The following is a 17,048-nucleotide window of genomic DNA, read 5'->3' on the forward strand; positions in this document are numbered from 1 at the left end:
CGCTTACCCTACGCCGCTCCCCCGGACCACAAGTCCCTGATCGCCCGCCCACGCGCCCGGGTCGTCCCCGCGCAGCGCGGCGGCCAGCAGCCCAGGGAAGTGCGCGGGCGTGCACGCGAATGCTGGGATGTCCAGACCCGCCAGGGCGCGCGCCACGCCATGATCGAAGCTGGGCGCGCCGTCGTCCGACAGGGCCAGCAGCGCCACGACCAGCACGCCACTCTCGCGCAGCGCGCGGGCCCGGGCGAGCATCTCGCGTTCGTTGCCGCCCTCGAACAGGTCGCTGAGCAGCACGAGGACCGTCTGCTCGGGCCGCTCGATCACGCCCTGGCAGTACGCCAGCGCCCGGTTGATGTCCGTCCCGCCGCCCAGTTGCAGGCCGTACAGCAGCTCCACCGGGTCGCCCAGGTGCTCGGTCAGGTCCGCGACCGCCGTGTCGAACGCCACCACGCGCGTGCTCAGCGCCGGGAGGCTCGCCAGGACCGCGCCGAACACCCCGGCGTACACGACGCTGCCCGCCATGCTGCCCGACTGGTCCACGCACAGCACCACGTCCCGCAGGCTGCGCCGCCGCCGCCCGTGCCCGACCAGCCGCTCGGGCACGAGGGTGCCCAGTTCCGGCCGGTACGTGCGCAGGTTCGCGCGGATCGTGCCGGGCCAGTCGATCTCGGCGGCCTTCGGGCGGCGGGTGCGCTGCGCGCGGCTGAGGCTGCCGGTGACGGCCGCGCGGGTCGGTTCCTCCAGGCGGCGCGTCAGGTCGTCCACCACGCGCCGCACCACCGCGCGGGCCGCGTCCCGCGCCGACGGCGGCATCACGCCCTTGAGCGACACCAGTGTCGCCACCAGATGCACGTCCGGCTCCACGCCGTCCAGCATCTCCGGCTCGAACAGCAGCTGCTGGAGGTTCAGGCGCTCGATCGCGTCCGCCTGCATCACCCGGACCACGTCCGACGGGAAGAACTCGCGCAGGTCCGCCAGCCAGCGCGCCACGCGCGGCGCACTCCCCCCCAGCCCACCCCGCCGCTCGCCCTCGGGCGGGTCGTACAGTCCGGCCAGCGCGGCGTCCATCCGGCGGTCCTCCAGCGTGAGGGGCACCTCGGTCCCCTCCTGCGCGGCCAGCCCGTCGGCGTCCCCGCCGCCCAGCACCAGCCGCCAGCGGCGCGTGCGTTCATCCGTCATGACCCACCCCCAGCAGGCTCAGCACGACCGGGATGACCCGCGCCGCCCGCGCGTCATCCACCGCGACCGGCGCGAGACGCGACGCGGGCGTCCCCCCGCGCACCGCCTCGCCGATCGCGCGGCGCTCCGGCGCTTCGAAGCGCGCGAACACCCGCCGCAGCAGCGGCAGCACACTCTGGAACACCTCCGCATCCAGGGCCGACAGCCAGCCGTCCACCAGCGCCAGCAGACCCGCGTCGTGCACGAGCAGCGCACCGGTGTCCCCCAGGAAGCCGTCCAGCCACGCGGTGACCGCCAGCGGCGACGGGTCACTCAGGGCCAGTCCCAGCCGCGCTTCGACCTGAGCGGCGTCCAGCACGCCCGCGTCCCGCAGGCGGCGCAGCGCGTCCCCCAGCAGCAGCGGATGCGCGTCCTCCCGGTCCGCCGCCCGGCGCAGGGCCGCGCGCCACTCCGCCGTCACGTCCGGGTCGTCCAGCAGGCGCACCGCCGCGTCCGCCCCGCGCACCGCGTCCCGCAGCCCGGCGGCCGCCTCTTCCCCCAGGCCCACCCCGGCCAGCGGCAGCCCCACCGCCGCGCGGGTCAGCAGCGCCCGGAACGTCTCCAGCGGCGCCACCTCTCCCCCACCCGCGACCGCCGCGCCACGCCCACGCACGTCCCCGTACCGCGCCAGTCGCGCCAGGGGCGGCAGCGCCCGCAGCACGTCCGGCACGTCCGCGCCCAGCGCCGACCGCTCATCCAGCGCCGCGAGCGTCACCGGCAACGCACCCGGCAGGTCCGCGAGGCGCAGCACCTCCAGCAGACCCGTCAGTTCCGCCAGCGTCCCTGCGCCCCGCGCGGACTCCAGCGCGGACACCGTCGCCGCGTCCCGCACCGTCTGCCCCAGCCGACTCGCCTCGACCAGCCGCACGCTGAACTCCGGCCGCCAGCGCAACTGCCACCCCTCACGAAACGTGCCCAGCCCACCCGACCCACGCGGTTTCGCCCACGGCACACCCAGCAGGTTCAGGCGGTGAAACAACACGCTGCGCGCCAGATCATTGTCCGAACGCAGATCCAGCTCCAGATCCAGCTTCTCCGGCAGCACCTTCAACCGGAGGCTCTTCTGCTGCCGCGCCACGTCCCGCGCCAGCGGCACCGTCGGCACCCCGTCCGGCACCGCGCCCAGCGCCTCCCCGACCACCAGCCGCTCCTCGATCAGCCGCAGCGGCAGGTCCCCGTCCCAGCCGAACACGCTCAGCGCCGCCTCGTTCAACTCCTCCAGGCCCGGCAACGCCCGGCCCCGCAACGCCGCCAGCGCGTTCGCCAGCCGCGTCGCCTCGATCACCGACGCGCTGCTCGCCTCCAGCCGCTCCGCGCGCAGCAGCCGCGCCACCCGCGCGAACCACCGCTCCGCGACCGCGCCGCGCGACGTGAACAGATGCTCGTAGTACCCGGGCGAGCGCACGCCCGCCCCGTACCCGCTCGCCACGCTCAGGCGACCATGCGTCCACGGCACCCACGTCAGCGTCACCTTCGCCTTCGGCAGGCCCTTCAGGAGCGCCGCGTCCGCCTTCACCGGGAACGCCGTCACGTCCAGCGCGGGCGCATGCCACGCCCCGCACACCACCGCCACCCGCGCGAAGCCCTCCTTCAGCGCCGCGCGGATCCCCTGCCGCATGAACGCCTCCCGCTGCGCCTCCCGACCCACCGGCTCCAGCGCGTCCGCCCGCACCGCCCGCATCGCCTCGTTCACCGCCGCGAACACATCAAACGCCGCCTCACCCGGCGGCCCCCCCACCCCACCCTCCCCCACCAGGGGGGAGGGAGAAAGACGAGCCTCCACCAGCGACTCCCACCACCGCTCGAAATCCGCGAAACCCGCCGCCTGCGCCAGCACCCCCAGCGGATCGCTGTGCAGATCATCCTCTTCCCCGTCCCGCTCCCCGGCCAGCACCACCCCCGCCGGAAGATCCACGAACCGCGCCGCCGCCCCCGCCCGCGCCGCCCACCGCAACGCCACGAACTCCGGACTGAACACCGCAAACGGCCAGAACGCCGCGCGCGCCGGATCATCATTCACGTACCCCAGCAGCGCCACCGGCGGTTTCAGCGCCCCATCCGCCAGGAACGACAACACCGAACCCGCATCCGACGGCCCCTCCACCAACACGATGTCCGGCTGAAGTTCCTGAAGCGCCAGCTCAAGCGACCGCGCCGAACCAGGACCGTGATGACGGATAGGGAAAATGGAGATCAAAACCGGATGCTCCAAGTCGGATAGACGCCCTTCGCCTTTTTGTAAATCTCGTTCAGGGTGTGCAATTTGAGAGTTTTAGTCGTGGTGTTGTAAAAGGCAAATTGGTACAGGTCTCCAAGGGCTTGTGCCACTAGGAGTTCAGCGGTGGATAGGGAGAAGAAATATCCTGAGAACTCCTCATCAATCTTCGCTCTGCCCGTTGATTTGACCTCAAGGAGTCTAAGAGTCCCATCCTGAATGGCCTGTTCAATGCCTTTGGCCGACCTTGGCTTATCATCGAGCATTTGGAACAGGTCAAAGGCCTTACCATAGACCGGCTTGCCCTTACGGGCGAAAGCAACGCAGATATCCGAGCGCTCCGCATTGCTTGGCTCGTAGCAACGCTCCAATTCTTTCATGATGAGGAGGGTTGCCGTCCGGGCAGTCCGCTTATTGCTTGAGTTATCGATTTCTATCTCATCAACAATCGGTAATGGCAGCTCAAGGGGCAATCCGGTCATTCAGCTCACCGCCAGGCAGGCTTTGTAGAAGTCTTTCCAGTCGTCGCGTTTTTTGGTGACGGTTTCGAGGTATTCGCGCCAGATGAGGGCGTCCTGGGTGGGGTCTTTGATGACAGCGCCGATGAGGCTGGCGGCGATGTCGTGGGGGGTGAGGGTGCCGGTGCCGAAGTGCGCGGCTAAGGACAGGCTCTGGCCTACAACGCTGATGGCTTCGGCGGTGCTGAGGCTGCCGCTGGGGGTTTTGAGGCGGGTTTTGCCGTCTTCGGTGGTGCCGGAGCGGAGTTCGCGGAAGACGGTGACGATGCGGCGGACTTCTTCGAGGGCGGGGGCTGGGCGGGGATCTGGAGGGCGGCGCTGAGGGCCTGGGCGCGGGCGGTGACGATGCGGACTTCGTCGTCGAGGGTGTCGGGGACGGGGAGGATGACGGTGTTGAAGCGGCGTTTGAGGGCGCTTGAGAGGTCGTTGACGCCGCGGTCGCGGGTGTTGGCGGTGGCGATGAGGTTGAAGCCGTGCACGGCCTGGATTTCGGTGTTCAGTTCGGGGACGGGGAGGGTTTTTTCGCTCAGGATGGTGATGAGGGTGTCCTGCACGTCGCTCTGGACGCGGGTGAGTTCTTCGAGGCGGGCGATCTTGCCGCTCTGCATGGCGCGGAGGATGGGGCTCTGGACGAGTGCGGCGGGGCTGGGGCCTTCGGCGAGGAGGCGGGCGTAGTTCCAGCCGTAGCGGAGGGTGTCCTCGGCGGTGCCCGCGGTGCCCTGGATCAGCAGGGTGCTGTCGCCGCTGATGGCCGCGGCGAGGTGTTCGCTGACCCAGCTCTTGGCGGTGCCAGGCACGCCCAGCAGCAGGAGGGCGCGGTCGGTGGCGAGCGTGGCGACGGCGATTTCCATGAGGCGGCGGTCCCCGACGTACTTGGCGGTGATCTCGGTCCCGTCGGGGAGGGTGCCGCCGAGCAGGTACGTGAGGACGGCGTGCGGGCTGAGGTTCCAGCGGGGCGGGCGGGGGCGGGTGTCGTGCGCGGCGAGGGCGGCGAGTTCGTGCGCGTACTGCTGCTCGGCGTGCTGGCGCAGGACGGTGGCGTCAGGGTGGTCATGGGTGCTCCAGGGCGGTGCGGACGGGGCCGTTGGGGAGGGTCAGGGTGGAGTGTCCGGCGTAGGTCACGGTGATGGCCTGTGGGTAGCGCCTGGTGCGCTGGCGTTCGCTGGCGGGGATGCGGAATTGTCCGAGGTTGTTGTGGACGTGCAGGGTGCCGTCGTCGCTGAGCTGGTAGGTGGTGGGGCCGCTGGCGTGGGCGGCGTGGCGCTGGCGGGTGGCGTGCGTGTGGGTCGTCCAGAGGTGCAGGGCGAGCAGCAGGGTCGCGGCGATGAGGATCAGGGGGCGTCCAGTCAGGGCGAGGTGTGCCGCCCCGACGATGAATGTGCCTGCCAGGACGATCCGGGTCGGCAGAAGCTGACTGTTCCGTACAGAAGTCAAAATCTGCTGGGCTGGTGGAGTGCTCCAGTCGATGGTCTGTTCGGTCATGGGTGCTCCTTGAAGTCGTGCCGGATCTGCCTGCGGGTGTCGAGGGTGCCCATCAGGTCGTGCCAGACACTCTGGGCGTGGTGGGGGGCGTCGGGTGGCAGGGGTGCGGGGGGCGTGGTGTCGGGTGGAGGTGGTGGGCGTGGTCGTGCAGGGTGCGCCAGCGTTGCGGCCACTGGTAGGGGTGGTCGATGTGCCGGAGGGTGTCCTGGAGGAGGGTGAGGATGGCGTGGCTGTCGTCGGGCGTCAAGGGGGTGGGGTGGTGCGCGAGGGCGGCGAGGATGAGGTCGGGGTCGCGGTCGTGCAGGCCGCTCTGGAGGGTGCGGGCCGGGTCGCTGAGGGCGCGCAGGGCCGGGGTGGGCGCGTGCGCGAGGAGGGCCTGCGCGAGGGGCTGGTGCCGGTGCGTGAGGGTACCAGCGATGAGGTCGTCGAGGAGGTGGTAGTCGCGGGCCAGGGTGATCAGGGCCGTTGGTCCGCCGGGCGTGGCGTGCAGCAGCGCGGCGGGGTGGGCGTGCCGCAGGACGTGGCTGAGTCGTTCGAGTCGGCCCGCACCGTTTCGGAGTCCGTCGCGTGGACCGGGGATAACGTTGGGGTCGTGCAGCGCCTCGGCCAGGCGGGCGTTCAGGGTGCTGTGCGGGAGCCGCTGGAGGGTCTGCCGGGCGAGGGTCTGCACGTCGGGACTGCGGTCGTCCAGGGCACCCTCCAGCAGGGGTTCCAGGGTGTGGTCGTCGTGACTCAGGGTGTCCAGCACGGCGCTCAGGAGGCGTTTGCGACTGGCGGCGCGTTCCGTGTCGAAGTGCGCGCGCAGCAGGTGGCGGGCGGCGTCGGGGTTGAGGGCTCGCAGGACGCGGTGCAGGGTGTCGCGGTCGGTGTCGCTCATGGCGGCCCAGATGGGTTCGTCGGGTGCGTCGGCGTGGGCCAGGGCGGGGATGTCCGCGTGGTGCGCGAGCCAGCGCCCCCGCTCGCCCAGGACGCGGGCCAGGGGGAGGCGCAGGCTGCGGTCCTGCGTGGCGAGGGTCAGCAGGCGCGGCAGGTGCAGCGCTGGGACGCGGTAGCCGTGCGTGTCGCACAGGGTCAGCCACTCGTGCAGCAGCGCGCCGTTCAGGTGCGGGAGGTGCCGCGCGGCGCGGGCCGGGGCTTCCGGGCGCGGGTCGCTGGGGGCAGGGTGGGGGGCGGGGCGGGCGGGTCGGGTTGCCGTCCGGCGGTCGCGGCGAGGGTCAGCAGCGCGGCGCGGGCCAGCAGGGTGCCTGCCGGGTCGTCCCGGTTAATGCGCGCGGCGGCCTGTCCGGTGGCGTCGGGGCCGGGGGTGGGCAGGGGGGCGCGTTCGGTGCCGATCAGCGCGGCGCTCAGCAGGGCCGGGAGGTCAGAAGGCATACTCGTCCTCCGGCTCATCCAGGGGGTGCAGGGTGCCGTCCTGCCCGGCGCACAGGGGGGTGAGGCTCTGCCCGTCCCATTCGGCGGTGAACGTCTGCGGGTGCCCGCCGCCCAGGGCCAGCAGGGTGAGGCGGGCCGTGTCGCTCCCGCCCAGCGGGAGGCTGCCGCGTGCGTCCCCGGCCCGCCAGGGGTCGCCTTCGCGCGCGGGCGGGTGGACCGTGACCGGGCCGAGGTGGTGCGCGGTGCGCTCCAGCCAGGGGTTCAGGGCCAGGGCGGCGCCGTGCGCGTCGAGCAGCCCCTCCAGCGTGACGGGTGCGGGCAGGGGGGCGGGGGCGCTGCGGGTGGCCTCGCCGTCCAGGACGTGCCGCTGGGGGACCGTGCCGGGGGCGGGGCTCAGGCGGGCGCGGACGCTGCCTCCGGCGGGCAGGGCGGGCGGGAGGGGCCAGCCGGGCGCGGCGAAATCCAGCAGCAGCGCGGTGGTGCCGCCTTCGTGCAGCCAGGTGCGGCGGGTGCGGACGTGCTCCTCGTCGCTGACGGTGTGGCCCAGGACCAGCCAGCGGGTGTCGGTGCCCCCGGCGGCGACCGTGGCGGCCTTGTCGAGCGGGAAGCCCAGCGCGGCGCGCAGGTCGGCCTGCTGCGCGGCGCTCAGGGTGTCGCGGCGGGGCCACGCCTCGGTCAGCAGGTGCAGGCAGGCCAGGTGGGCCAGCAGCCGGTCCGGGTGGGGCAGAACTTCGGGGATCATCCGGACCAGTCGCGCGGCGCCGGGCGCCTGGGCGTCCACGAGTCGGGCGGCCTGGGTGTCCCAGTCGCTGTAGGGACGCGCGGCGGCCTGCGCGATTCCGTCCCGGACGAGGTCCTTCAGGAAGGTCTGCAGGGCGTCTAGGCCCAGGCTGACTTTCTTCTCGCGGGCGGCGCGGCGTTTGGCCTGCGCGGCGGGGTCGGGGCCGCTGCGGGTCTCCCCTGCCGGGTCGGTGTCGGCTGGGCTGGAGTCGGACGGGGCGTGTTTCGCGGCGCGGCCGTCCAGCCACTTGCGGATGGGGTCCGGTGCGGGGTCCGTACCGAAGTGCTGCGGGTGCGCTTCGTGCAGGAGGAGCAGGGCCAGGGCGTGCTTGCAGGGAAACTTACGGCTGGGGCAGGAGCACTTGAAGGCCGGGGCGTCGGGGCCGCTGCGGTCCACGCCGGTCAGGTACGGCTGCGTGCCGCTGCCCTGGCAGTGGCCCCACAGGTGGGTGGGTCCGGCGTGCAGGTCGGGCCACTTGCCGGGGACCGCAAGTTTGCGGGCGCTGGCGACGCTGCCCGCGTCGGGGGCCAGGGTCAGGATGGGGTCGTGGGTGGGCGTCATGGGGCATCCTTCCAGCCGTTACGCTGCCAGCGTAATGTAGTGCATTCCCCCATCCGCCTCAAGCGGGCCGACTTGAGCGCACCTGCGGCCAAATGAAGGGGGCGGGGATTCCAGCCTCAGCCGGAACCACCCGCCCCTCTCGAACCCGCGTTTACTTCATGCTGCCCAGGATGCGGCCGTAGACCTCATCCATGCTGCCCACGCCGTCCACGCGGGTCAGCTGGCCGCGCGCGCTGTAGTAGTCGATCAGCGGCTGGGTCTGCTCGCGGTAGATCTCCTGACGCTTGCGGGCGACTTCCTCGGTGTCGTCGCTGCGCACCGCCTCGCCGCGCGCGGCGGCCTGACGGCCCCGGTCCACGATCCGGTCGATCAGCACCTGATCCGGCACCTCCAGCAGCGGCACGGCACTGACGGGCGCGCCGAGTTCCTCCAGCAGCACGTCCAGTTCCTTCGCCTGCGCGGTCGTGCGGGGAAAACCGTCGAAGATGACGCGCACGGCGTCCATGCTCGCCAGCTTGTCGCGGATCAGCGCGATCAGGATGCCGTCCGGCACCAGCTGCCCGGCGTCCAGGATGGGTTTGACCTGCTGGCCCAGTTCGGTGTCGCGCGCCACGTGGTCGCGCAGGATGTCGCCGGTGCTGATCTTGACGAGGTCCTTGTCCTGCGCCAGTCGTTCCGCCTGGGTGCCCTTGCCCGCGCCGGGAGGCCCGAGGAAGATGACGACGTTGTGTTTGGGTTGAGTCACTGTAGTCCTCCGTTCACCCCCCAGCATAGAGGCTGAAGGTGCCGTTGGGGCGGCCCTGCCCAGGCGGCAGCTGTCCCCAGTGGGGGAACAGGAAACGCGCCGCCCCCCGGCTGGGAAGGCGGCGCGCGTCAGGGCTGGGGTCAGCTGTCGCGGTTCATGCGGCCGCGGATGCGGCCCTTACTGATGAACCCGTCGTAGCGGCGGACCGTCAGCTGCGCTTCGAGCTGCTTGAGGGTCTCGAGCGCCACACCCACGATGATCAGCAGACCGGTGCCGCTGAACTGGAAGGTCGTGATGCTCGTGGCCTTCTGCACCAACTGCGGCATGACCGTCAGGATCACCAGGAAGATGGCGCCCCACAGGCTCAGGCGGCTGCTGATGGTGCCCAGGAACTCCGCGGTGGGCGTGCCGGGGCGGACGCCGGGAATGAAGCCCCCGGCCTCGCGCAGCTGCTCCGCGATGCGCTTCGGATCGAACTGCACGCTGTTGTACAGGTACGTGAAGCCGAAGATCAGCAGGGCTTCCAGCGCGATGTACAGCGGCTGTCCGAACGTCAGGTACGTGGCGATCCAGCTGCTCACGCCCGGCGCGCGGGTCGCGGTGCCCTGCTGGATCAGGTTGGGAATGATCAGCATGGCCGACGCGAAGATCACGGGGATCACGCCCGCCTGGTTCACCTTGATGGGCAGCCAGGTGGCCTGACCGGCGCTGCGGGCCTGACCGGCCGCGCCGCCACGCGCGCGGGCGTACGTGACGGGCACGCGGCGCTCGGCCTGGTACACGTACACGATCCCGGCGATGGTCACGAGGATCACGGCGACGAACGCCACGATGCGCAGCAGCCAGGGCGCGTCCGCGGATTCCCGCACGAGCTGCGCGGTCAGCGCGATCTCACGCGGGTACATGGCGATGATGCCACTGGTGATGATCAGGCTGATGCCGTTGCCGACACCGACTTCCGTGATGCGCTCGCCGATCCACATGGTGAACGCGATGCCCGCCACCTGGGTCAGGACCATCACCAGAATGGTGAACAGGCCCGGTTCCCAGCCGACCGCCAGGAAGCTGGGGTTGGCATTGATGTACGACGCGAAGAACGCGGCCTGGAAGGTGCCCAGGGCCACGGCGGCGTAGCGGGTGTACTGGTTGATCTTCTTGCGGCCTTCCTCGCCTTCCTTGGAGAGTTTCTCCAGTGGGGGCAGCGTGGTGGTCAGCAGCTGGATGACGATGCTGGCCGTGATGTACGGCAGCACGCCGAGTGCGAAGATCGAGAACTGCGAAAGATTGCCTCCCGAGATCATGCTGATCAGCCCGAACAGACTGCTGTTCGTGGCGTCGCTCAGTGCGGCGCCGTTGACCCCTGGTGTGGGAATGCTGCTCCCCAGCCGGTACACGGCGAGGAGCAGCAGGGTGAAGACAATCTTCCGCCGAAGGTCCGGAATCCGGAACGCGTCGCGGAAGGCGCGAAGCATTTACTCCGCCTTCTCGGCTTCGTTCGCTTCGGGCAGGATGACTTTGCCGCCGGCCGCTTCCACGGCCTTCACGGCGCCTTCGCTGGCGGCGTCCACGTGAATGGTCACGGCGCGGGCGATGTCGCCGCTGCCGAGCAGTTTCACGGGGCGGTTCTTGCGGCGCACGAGGCCCGCGAGTTCCAGCACGTTGCGGTCGATGGTGGCGTCCTCGATGTTCGCCAGCTGCGCCAGGTTCACGACTTCGAACGTCACGCCGACGTTGTTGAAGCCGCGCTTGGGCAGGCGGGCGATCAGGCGGCTGCGGCCACCTTCGAAGAAGCTACCCTTGCCAGCGCCGCTGCGGCTCTTCTGGCCCTTGTGACCGCGACCGGCGGTCTTGTCGGTGCCACCGGGGCCGCGACCGACGCGCTTGCGGTTCTTGCGGCTGCCGGCGTTGGGCTTGAGTTCGTGGAGTTTCATTCTTGCACCTCCAGCAGGTGCTTGACGGTGTTCACCATGCCGCGGACGGCGGGGGTGTCACTGACCTCGCGGGTCTGGCCGATCTTCTTCAGGCCGAGCGCGTGAACGGTCTTCACCTGGTAGCCAGGGCGACCGATGACGCTGCGCTTCAGGGTGATTTTCACTGGGCGCCTCCGGTGGGCTGCACCTCGCCGCGCAGGGCACGGACCTGCTTGGCGGTGCGGAGGTTCTTCAGGCCGTCGAACACGGCGTAGGCGACGTTCACCTTGTTCCGGCTGCCCAGTTCCTTGGACAGCAGGTTGGTGATGCCGGCCAGTTCGGCGATCGAGCGGGGCACGGTGCCCGCGATCACGCCGGTACCGGGGCCTGCGGGCTTGAGCAGCACGCGGCTGGTGCTGTTCACACCCACGATGTCGTGGGGGATCGTGCCGTTCTCGACGGGCACCATGATCATGTTCTTGCGGGCGATGCTCTTGGCCTTCTCGATGGCCACGGGCACTTCTTTCGCCTTGCCGATGCCCATGCCCACGCGGCCGTTACGGTCGCCCAGGATCACGAGTGCAGCGAAGCGGAAGCGGCGGCCGCCCTGGTAGGTCTTGCTCGTACGGTTGACGAACAGCATCTTCTCTTCGAATTCGCTGCTTTCGCGGTCCATACGGTCGTTACGTCGGTTAGAAGTCAAGGCCACCCTCCCGCGCCGCGTCGGCGAGCGCTTTCACGCGTCCGTGGTAGCGGTACTGACCACGGTCAAAAACAACCTTCTTGACGCCCTTGGCCAGAGCGGCTTCCGCGAGGGCCTTGCCCACGGCGGTGGCGGTGTCGGTCTTGGTGCCCGTCTTGACAGCGGCGCTGCTGGCGGCAGCCACGGTGACGCCTTTGCTGTCGTCGATGATCTGGGCGTAGATGTGCTTGCTGGAGCGGTACACGCTGAGGCGCAGGCGATCTCCGGCGGCCTGCCGCACTTTGCGGCGGGCGCGGAGCTTGCGGCGCACGGTAGTCTGGGCAGCCATTATTTCTTCCCTTTCCCGCCGGTGGCGCCAGCCTTACCGGCCTTGAGGCTGATTTTCTCACCAGCGAAGCGCACACCCTTGCCGTGGTAGGCGTCGGGCTTGCGGACCTTACGGACGTTCGCGGCCACCTGACCGACGAGCTGCTTGTCGATGCCGCTCACGTCGATCTTGGTGGGTTCGGGCACGGCGAAGCTGACACCGGCCGGGGGCTCGATCACGACGGGGTGGCTGTAACCGATGGTCAGTTCCAGGGCCTTCCCGGCGAGCTTGGCGCGGAAACCGACGCCCTTGAGCTCCAGGTTGATGGTGTAGCCGTCGCTGACGCCCTTGACGGCGTTCGCCACGAGCGTGCGGGTCAGGCCGTGCAGGGCGCGGTGGCGCTGCGCGTCGCTGGGACGCTCGACGAGCAGCTGGTCGCCGTCCTGCTTGATGGTCAGTTCGGTGTTGTAGGGAACGGTCAGTTCGCCTTTGGGGCCCTTGACCTTGAACACGCCGTCCTGGGTGCTCGTGGTCACGCCGTTCGGGACGGCGATGGGCTGTTTGCCAATTCGGGACATGGTCTGTCCTCCTTCTTCCTTAAATTCGGCCTGCCCGTGCGGGGGCCGAGGTCAGGTGAGATGCTCGCGCGCCGGGAATCCCTGTGGGGATTACCAGAGGACGCAGATGACTTCGCCGCCGACGCCCTGCTTGCGCGCGTCGCGGTCGGCCAGCAGGCCCTTGCTCGTGGACACCACGGCGAGGCCCAGGCCACGCTGCACGCGGGGCAGGTTCTCGGCGCTCACGTACGCGCGGCGGCCGGGGCGGCTGATGCGCTCGATGTGCTTGATGACCTGCTCGCGCTTGGCGCCGTACTTCAGGGTCAGGCGCAGCACGTCGAACTTCTGGCCTTCGGGCAGCAGGCGCTCGTAGCTGGCGACGTAGCCTTCGGCCACGAGCAGCTTGGCGAGTTGCTCCTTGAACTTGGAGGCCGGGACGTCCACGGTCTCCTTGTGGGTGCGCGTCGCGTTGCGGATGCGCGTGAGCATATCGGCGATGGGATCACTCAACATGTAGCCTCCATGGGCTGGTGTTGATCCGGGCTGGTTCCCCGCGTGGGGGCCTGCTCCCGGCAGGTGGCCCGGCCCCAGGCAAGCTGGCGGTCGGGCGCGATTCTCCCCAAGTGGAAGCGGGGGCCACAAGGTGGCGCGTCTCTTCTGTTGGGTCTTCACCACCACCGGACGATGACCTCTCAAGGCGACAGGTTCGTATCCGGGGGGCACTGCGTCCGTTCCTCTTTCAAGGCACGGCAACTTGGGAGTGTATCAGTTCTGGGCGGCCGCCACAAGTCGGGGCGCACAAGTCCAGGTCGGGCCGCACACATCTGGATGGCCGCGCGGGCCAATGCAGAAGGCCTCCCGCGTGGGGAGGCCTTGAGGGGTGTCAGCTGATTACCAGCTGGCTTTCTTCACGCCGGGCAGTTCGCCCTTGTGCGCCATCTCGCGGATGCAGATGCGGCACAGGCCGAAGAAGCGGTAGTACCCGCGGGCGCGACCGCAGCGGCTGCAGCGGTTGTAGTTCTGCACGGCGAACTTGTGGCCGCGCGCAGCTTTGACGACTTTCGAGGTGTTAGCCATTGTTCATCCGTCCTTATTTGCGGAAGGGCAGGCCCATGGCTTGCAGGAGCGCGCGGGCTTCTTCGTCCGTCTTCGCGGTGGTCACGATGGTGATGTCCATGCCGCGCACCTTGTCGACCATGTCGTAGGTGATTTCGGGGAAGATCAGCTGTTCTTTGATGCCCAGGTTGTAGTTGCCGCGGCCGTCGAAGGCGTTGGGGTTCACGCCCTTGAAGTCACGGATGCGGGGCAGGCCGATGTTGATCAGCTTTTCGAGGAACACGAACATGCGCTCGCCGCGCAGCGTGACCTTGATGCCCACGGGCATGCCCTGGCGCAGCTTGAAGTTGCTGATGCTCTTTTTCGCCTTGGTGACGATGGGCTTCTGCAGGGTGATCAGCGCCAGTTCCTTGGCGGCCTTGTCGATCGCCTTGGAGTCTTCCTTGGCGCTGCCGAGGCCTTCGTTGACGACGATCTTCTCGATGCGGGGCACGGCCATCACGCTGGAGTAGCCGAACTGCTGCATCATCGCAGGGCGGACCTGCTCGTTGTACTTGGTTTTCAGTTGCTGCATGGTGGGTTCCTTCGAGCGGTCTCCCAGTTTTTCAGAGAGCGCCGCTCAGGCCGCCGCGTGCCCACCGGGTGGTGGTGGGCGGCGGCCCGGAGTGGTCAGTCGATGTTCTTGCCGCTCGCGACGGCCACGCGGACTTTCTTGCCGTCCACGATGGTCTTGCGGATGCGGGTCGCCTTGCCGGTTTCGGGGTCCACGATGGACACCTTGCTGGCGTGCAGGGCCAGCTCGCGCTGTTCCTGGCCGCCCTGGGGGTTGGCGGGGCTGGGCTTGACGTTCTTGGTGACGAGGTTCACGCCTTCCACGACGACCTTCTGGTCGCGGGGCAGGGCCAGCAGCACTTTGCCGGTCTTGCCTTTGTGCTTGCCGCTCAGGACGATGACGGTGTCACCCTTCTTGATGTGCAGCTTGTCGTTGTGGTGGCTACCAGCGCTGGGACGGGGCATTACAGCACCTCCGGGGCCAGGGACACGATCTTCATGAAGCGGCGGTCGCGGAGTTCGCGGGCGACCGGCCCGAAGACGCGGGTGCCGCGAGGCTCGCCCTGGTTGTTGATGATGACGGCGGCGTTCTTGTCGAAGCGGATGGTGCTGCCGTCGGCACGCTTGATGGCGTGGCTGGTACGGACGACCACGGCCTTGACGACGTCGCCGGCTTTGACGGTGCCGCGGGGGGCGGCGTCCTTGACGGAAGCGACGATGATGTCACCCACGTGGGCGTAGCGCTTGTTGCCGCCGCCGCCGGTGGTGAGACCCTTGCCGCCGATGCCGCTGTTGAGCACGCGGATGCACATGATCTCGCGGGCGCCGCTGTTGTCCGCCACGTCGAGGCGGGACTGGGGCATGATCATGCTTTACCCCCCTCGGTTTCCACGGCGGTGGTCTCGATGCCGCGGGGGCGCTCGATCAGCTTGGTGACCTTCCAGGTCTTGGTCTTGCTGATGGGACGCACGGCGATGATCTCGACGCGGTCACCGATCTTGTACTCGTTGTTCTCGTCGTGCGCAGCGTACTTGTGGCTGCGGGTGACGACCTTGCCGTACAGGGGGTGGGCGAACTTGCGTTCGACCTTCACGCTGACGGTCTTGTCGGCCTTGTCGCTGACGACGACGCCGGTAAAGGTCTTCTTCATGCCTGCTCCCCTTTGCTGCGCTCGCTCAGGATGGTGTTGAGCTGAGCCACTTCACGGCGGAGCTGCTTGACGCGGTGGGGCTGGGCGAGGTTGCCCACGGCCGCCTGGAAGCGCAGCTCCATCAGTTCCTTCTTGCGGCTGTCGATTTCCTTGGCGAAATCGGCGGCCTGCAGGTTACGCATATCACTGAGCTTCATCGTAGACCTCGCGCTTCACCATCTTGGTCTGGATGGGCAGCTTGTGACCGGCCAGGCGGAAGGCTTCCTTGGCCTGCTCTTCGGTCACGCCGGACACTTCGAACATCACGCGGCCGGGCTTGACGACACTGACCCAGTACTCCACGGCGCCTTTACCTTTACCCATTCGGGTTTCGGCGGGCTTCTTGGTGACGGGCTTGTCGGGGAAGATGCGGATGTAGATCTTACCGCCGCGGCGGAAGTGGCGGCTCATCACGATGCGGCACGCCTCGATCTGGTTGCTCTTGATCCACGCGGGTTCCAGGGCGATCAGGCCGAAGTCGCCGAACGCGACGTAGTCGCCGCCCTTGGCGTCACCGGTCATCCGGCCGCGGTGCTGTTTACGGAACTTGGTGCGCTTGGGAAGAAGCATCACTCACCTCCGGGGCGGCGCCGCGCGGCGGGGCGGCGGCGGTTGGGGCGGTCACCGTCTTCACGGCGGCGCTCGTCGTTGCGGCGCTGGGGGCGGGCGTAGGTTTCGGTCTTGCCGCCGATGACTTCACCGGTGAAGACCATGACCTTGATGCCCAGGCTGCCGTAGGTGGTCTCGGCGCGGGCGGTGCCGTAGTCGATGTCGGCGCGCAGGGTGTGCAGGGGCACGCGGCCTTCGCGGACCATCTCGGTGCGGGCCTGCTCGGCTCCGCCGAGGCGGCCGGACAGGATGATCTTGACGCCGCGGGCGCCGGATTCCATCACGCGCTGGGCGGCCTGCTTCATGGCGCGGCGGAACGCGAAGCGGCGTTCGATCTGCTCGGCGATGCGCAGGGCGACCAGGGGCGCGCTGATGTTGGGGTTGGGGATCTCGGCGACGTTCACGGCGACGGTCCCGGCGGACACGAGGCGCTCGATGTCCTGGCGGAGTTCCTTGATGGACTCGCCGCCCTTGCCGATCACGATGCCGGGTTTCGCGGCGCTGATGATCACGTTGACCTGCTGGCCGGCGCGCTCGATCTCGATGCGCGCGATGCCGGCGGCGTTCAGCTTCTTGCCGACGAGTTTACGGATCTTCTCGTCTTCCTTCAGCAGACCGGCGTACTGCTTCTTACCGGCGTACCAGCGGCTATTCCACGTGCGGGTGATGCCCAGGCGGAAGCCGTTCGGGTTGATCTTATTACCCATTACTTGTTCCCCTTCTCGCCCACGACGATGGTGATGTGGCTGGTGCGCTTCTTGATGATGTTCGCGCTGCCACGGGCGCGGGGGATCAGGCGCTTGAGGGTCGGGCCGGCGTCCACGTACGCGGCGGTGATGACCAGACGGTCCTCGAGCATGTTGTCGTTGTGCAGCGCGTTGTGCTTGGCGCTGTTCAGGACTTTCGCGACGGGTTCGCTGGCGGCGCGGGGGATGAAGCGCAGCAGGTCCTCGGCGTCACGGACGCTCTTGCCGCGGATCACGTCGACAACCAGGCGCACCTTGCGGGGGCTGATGCGGACGTACTTGGCGATGGCCTTGCCGGGCGTGCGCAGCTTGACATTCTGCTTGCGCTGCTTCTTGTTGCGGAATTCAGGAGCGGTCATTTCTTCTTGCTCCCCTTGGCGTTCTTGTCAGCGCCGTGGCCGCGGTAGTTGCGGGTGGGGCTGAACTCGCCGAGCTTGTGGCCGATCATCTGCTCGTTCACGAAGACGGGCACGTGCTGCTTGCCGTTGTGCACGGCGATGGTGTGACCGATCATTTCGGGAACGATGG

Annotated in this window: 25 protein-coding genes and 1 pseudogene (1 of these 26 running past the window's edge); all 26 read right to left on the bottom strand. The window is 68.9% G+C overall.

Annotated features, from left to right (window positions below):
• Positions 1-3: 3 nt before the first annotated feature.
• A complete protein-coding gene (locus EXW95_RS07290) occupies positions 4-1,179 on the bottom strand; it encodes a VWA domain-containing protein (RefSeq protein WP_174366898.1) in 1,176 nt (391 codons plus the stop codon).
• Positions 1,169-3,430 carry a DUF5682 family protein gene (locus tag EXW95_RS07295; RefSeq protein WP_371809967.1) on the bottom strand — a complete coding sequence of 754 codons (2,262 nt, stop codon included), beginning with the start codon at positions 3,428-3,430 and terminating at the stop codon, positions 1,169-1,171. Before EXW95_RS07295 ends, EXW95_RS07290 begins: the two co-directional genes overlap by 11 nt.
• A complete protein-coding gene (locus EXW95_RS07300) occupies positions 3,412-3,915 on the bottom strand; it encodes a hypothetical protein (protein ID WP_174366900.1) in 504 nt (167 codons plus the stop codon). The genes EXW95_RS07295 and EXW95_RS07300 overlap by 19 nt, the downstream gene beginning before the upstream one ends.
• A pseudogene (locus EXW95_RS21305) lies at positions 3,916-4,982 on the bottom strand (AAA family ATPase).
• Positions 4,983-5,001: 19 nt separating this feature from the next.
• On the bottom strand, positions 5,002-5,433 hold the full coding sequence (locus tag EXW95_RS07310; protein WP_174366901.1) for a hypothetical protein: 432 nt from the start codon (positions 5,431-5,433) through the stop codon (positions 5,002-5,004).
• A gap of 52 nt (positions 5,434-5,485) precedes the next feature.
• A complete protein-coding gene (locus tag EXW95_RS21150; protein ID WP_371810175.1) occupies positions 5,486-6,535 on the bottom strand; it encodes a DUF5691 domain-containing protein in 1,050 nt (349 codons plus the stop codon).
• Positions 6,532-6,804, bottom strand: coding sequence for a hypothetical protein (locus EXW95_RS07320; RefSeq protein WP_174366903.1), 273 nt, complete (start codon positions 6,802-6,804; stop codon positions 6,532-6,534). Before EXW95_RS07320 ends, EXW95_RS21150 begins: the two co-directional genes overlap by 4 nt.
• Positions 6,794-8,146 (bottom strand): SWIM zinc finger family protein, encoded by a 1,353-nt coding sequence (locus EXW95_RS07325; protein ID WP_174366904.1) that lies wholly within the window; start codon positions 8,144-8,146, stop codon positions 6,794-6,796. Before EXW95_RS07325 ends, EXW95_RS07320 begins: the two co-directional genes overlap by 11 nt.
• A gap of 151 nt (positions 8,147-8,297) precedes the next feature.
• Positions 8,298-8,891: an adenylate kinase gene (locus EXW95_RS07330; RefSeq protein ID WP_174366905.1), complete on the bottom strand. Its 594-nt coding sequence runs from the start codon at positions 8,889-8,891 to the stop codon at positions 8,298-8,300.
• 140 nt (positions 8,892-9,031) lie between these two features.
• Positions 9,032-10,363: a preprotein translocase subunit SecY gene (secY, locus tag EXW95_RS07335; RefSeq protein WP_174366906.1), complete on the bottom strand. Its 1,332-nt coding sequence runs from the start codon at positions 10,361-10,363 to the stop codon at positions 9,032-9,034.
• On the bottom strand, positions 10,364-10,822 hold the full coding sequence (gene rplO, locus EXW95_RS07340; protein ID WP_046843197.1) for a 50S ribosomal protein L15: 459 nt from the start codon (positions 10,820-10,822) through the stop codon (positions 10,364-10,366).
• Complete coding sequence (rpmD, locus tag EXW95_RS07345; RefSeq protein WP_174366907.1) at positions 10,819-10,986, bottom strand: 50S ribosomal protein L30; 168 nt, start codon at positions 10,984-10,986, stop codon at positions 10,819-10,821. The genes rplO and rpmD overlap by 4 nt, the downstream gene beginning before the upstream one ends.
• Complete coding sequence (gene rpsE, locus EXW95_RS07350; protein WP_081424520.1) at positions 10,983-11,504, bottom strand: 30S ribosomal protein S5; 522 nt, start codon at positions 11,502-11,504, stop codon at positions 10,983-10,985. Before rpsE ends, rpmD begins: the two co-directional genes overlap by 4 nt.
• Positions 11,494-11,832, bottom strand: a complete 339-nt coding sequence (gene rplR, locus EXW95_RS07355; RefSeq protein WP_046843200.1) for a 50S ribosomal protein L18 — start codon at positions 11,830-11,832, stop codon at positions 11,494-11,496. The genes rpsE and rplR overlap by 11 nt, the downstream gene beginning before the upstream one ends.
• The gene (rplF, locus tag EXW95_RS07360; RefSeq protein WP_174366908.1) at positions 11,832-12,389 is read right to left on the bottom strand and encodes a 50S ribosomal protein L6; all 558 of its coding nucleotides are present in this window, start codon (positions 12,387-12,389) and stop codon (positions 11,832-11,834) included. The genes rplR and rplF overlap by 1 nt, the downstream gene beginning before the upstream one ends.
• Before the next feature lie 90 nt (positions 12,390-12,479).
• A complete protein-coding gene (gene rpsH / locus EXW95_RS07365) occupies positions 12,480-12,881 on the bottom strand; it encodes a 30S ribosomal protein S8 (RefSeq protein ID WP_046843202.1) in 402 nt (133 codons plus the stop codon).
• A gap of 378 nt (positions 12,882-13,259) precedes the next feature.
• Entirely contained in the window at positions 13,260-13,445 is a 186-nt protein-coding gene (locus tag EXW95_RS07370; protein WP_046843203.1) for a type Z 30S ribosomal protein S14, read from the bottom strand.
• Between the two features lie 13 nt (positions 13,446-13,458).
• Positions 13,459-13,998, bottom strand: a complete 540-nt coding sequence (gene rplE, locus EXW95_RS07375) for a 50S ribosomal protein L5 (protein WP_046843204.1) — start codon at positions 13,996-13,998, stop codon at positions 13,459-13,461.
• A 95-nt stretch (positions 13,999-14,093) separates the two neighbouring features.
• Complete coding sequence (rplX, locus tag EXW95_RS07380) at positions 14,094-14,402, bottom strand: 50S ribosomal protein L24 (protein WP_174368883.1); 309 nt, start codon at positions 14,400-14,402, stop codon at positions 14,094-14,096.
• 38 nt (positions 14,403-14,440) lie between these two features.
• Positions 14,441-14,845, bottom strand: a complete 405-nt coding sequence (gene rplN / locus EXW95_RS07385; RefSeq protein ID WP_022800312.1) for a 50S ribosomal protein L14 — start codon at positions 14,843-14,845, stop codon at positions 14,441-14,443.
• A complete protein-coding gene (rpsQ, locus tag EXW95_RS07390) occupies positions 14,842-15,126 on the bottom strand; it encodes a 30S ribosomal protein S17 (RefSeq protein ID WP_046843206.1) in 285 nt (94 codons plus the stop codon). Before rpsQ ends, rplN begins: the two co-directional genes overlap by 4 nt.
• A complete protein-coding gene (rpmC, locus tag EXW95_RS07395) occupies positions 15,123-15,323 on the bottom strand; it encodes a 50S ribosomal protein L29 (protein ID WP_046843207.1) in 201 nt (66 codons plus the stop codon). Before rpmC ends, rpsQ begins: the two co-directional genes overlap by 4 nt.
• The gene (gene rplP, locus EXW95_RS07400) at positions 15,310-15,735 is read right to left on the bottom strand and encodes a 50S ribosomal protein L16 (RefSeq protein ID WP_046843208.1); all 426 of its coding nucleotides are present in this window, start codon (positions 15,733-15,735) and stop codon (positions 15,310-15,312) included. Before rplP ends, rpmC begins: the two co-directional genes overlap by 14 nt.
• Positions 15,735-16,481: a 30S ribosomal protein S3 gene (rpsC, locus tag EXW95_RS07405; protein ID WP_174366909.1), complete on the bottom strand. Its 747-nt coding sequence runs from the start codon at positions 16,479-16,481 to the stop codon at positions 15,735-15,737. The genes rplP and rpsC overlap by 1 nt, the downstream gene beginning before the upstream one ends.
• Positions 16,481-16,879, bottom strand: coding sequence for a 50S ribosomal protein L22 (rplV, locus tag EXW95_RS07410; protein WP_081424521.1), 399 nt, complete (start codon positions 16,877-16,879; stop codon positions 16,481-16,483). Before rplV ends, rpsC begins: the two co-directional genes overlap by 1 nt.
• Positions 16,876-17,048, bottom strand: partial view of a 30S ribosomal protein S19 gene (rpsS, locus tag EXW95_RS07415; protein WP_046843210.1) — the 3' portion only. 115 nt of this gene lie beyond the right edge of the window; the window shows 173 of its 288 coding nt (coding positions 116-288); its start codon lies beyond the right edge, outside the window; it ends in the stop codon at positions 16,876-16,878. Before rpsS ends, rplV begins: the two co-directional genes overlap by 4 nt.

The sequence above is a fragment of the Deinococcus sp. JMULE3 genome, assembly GCF_013337115.1.
Lineage (GTDB): Bacteria > Deinococcota > Deinococci > Deinococcales > Deinococcaceae > Deinococcus.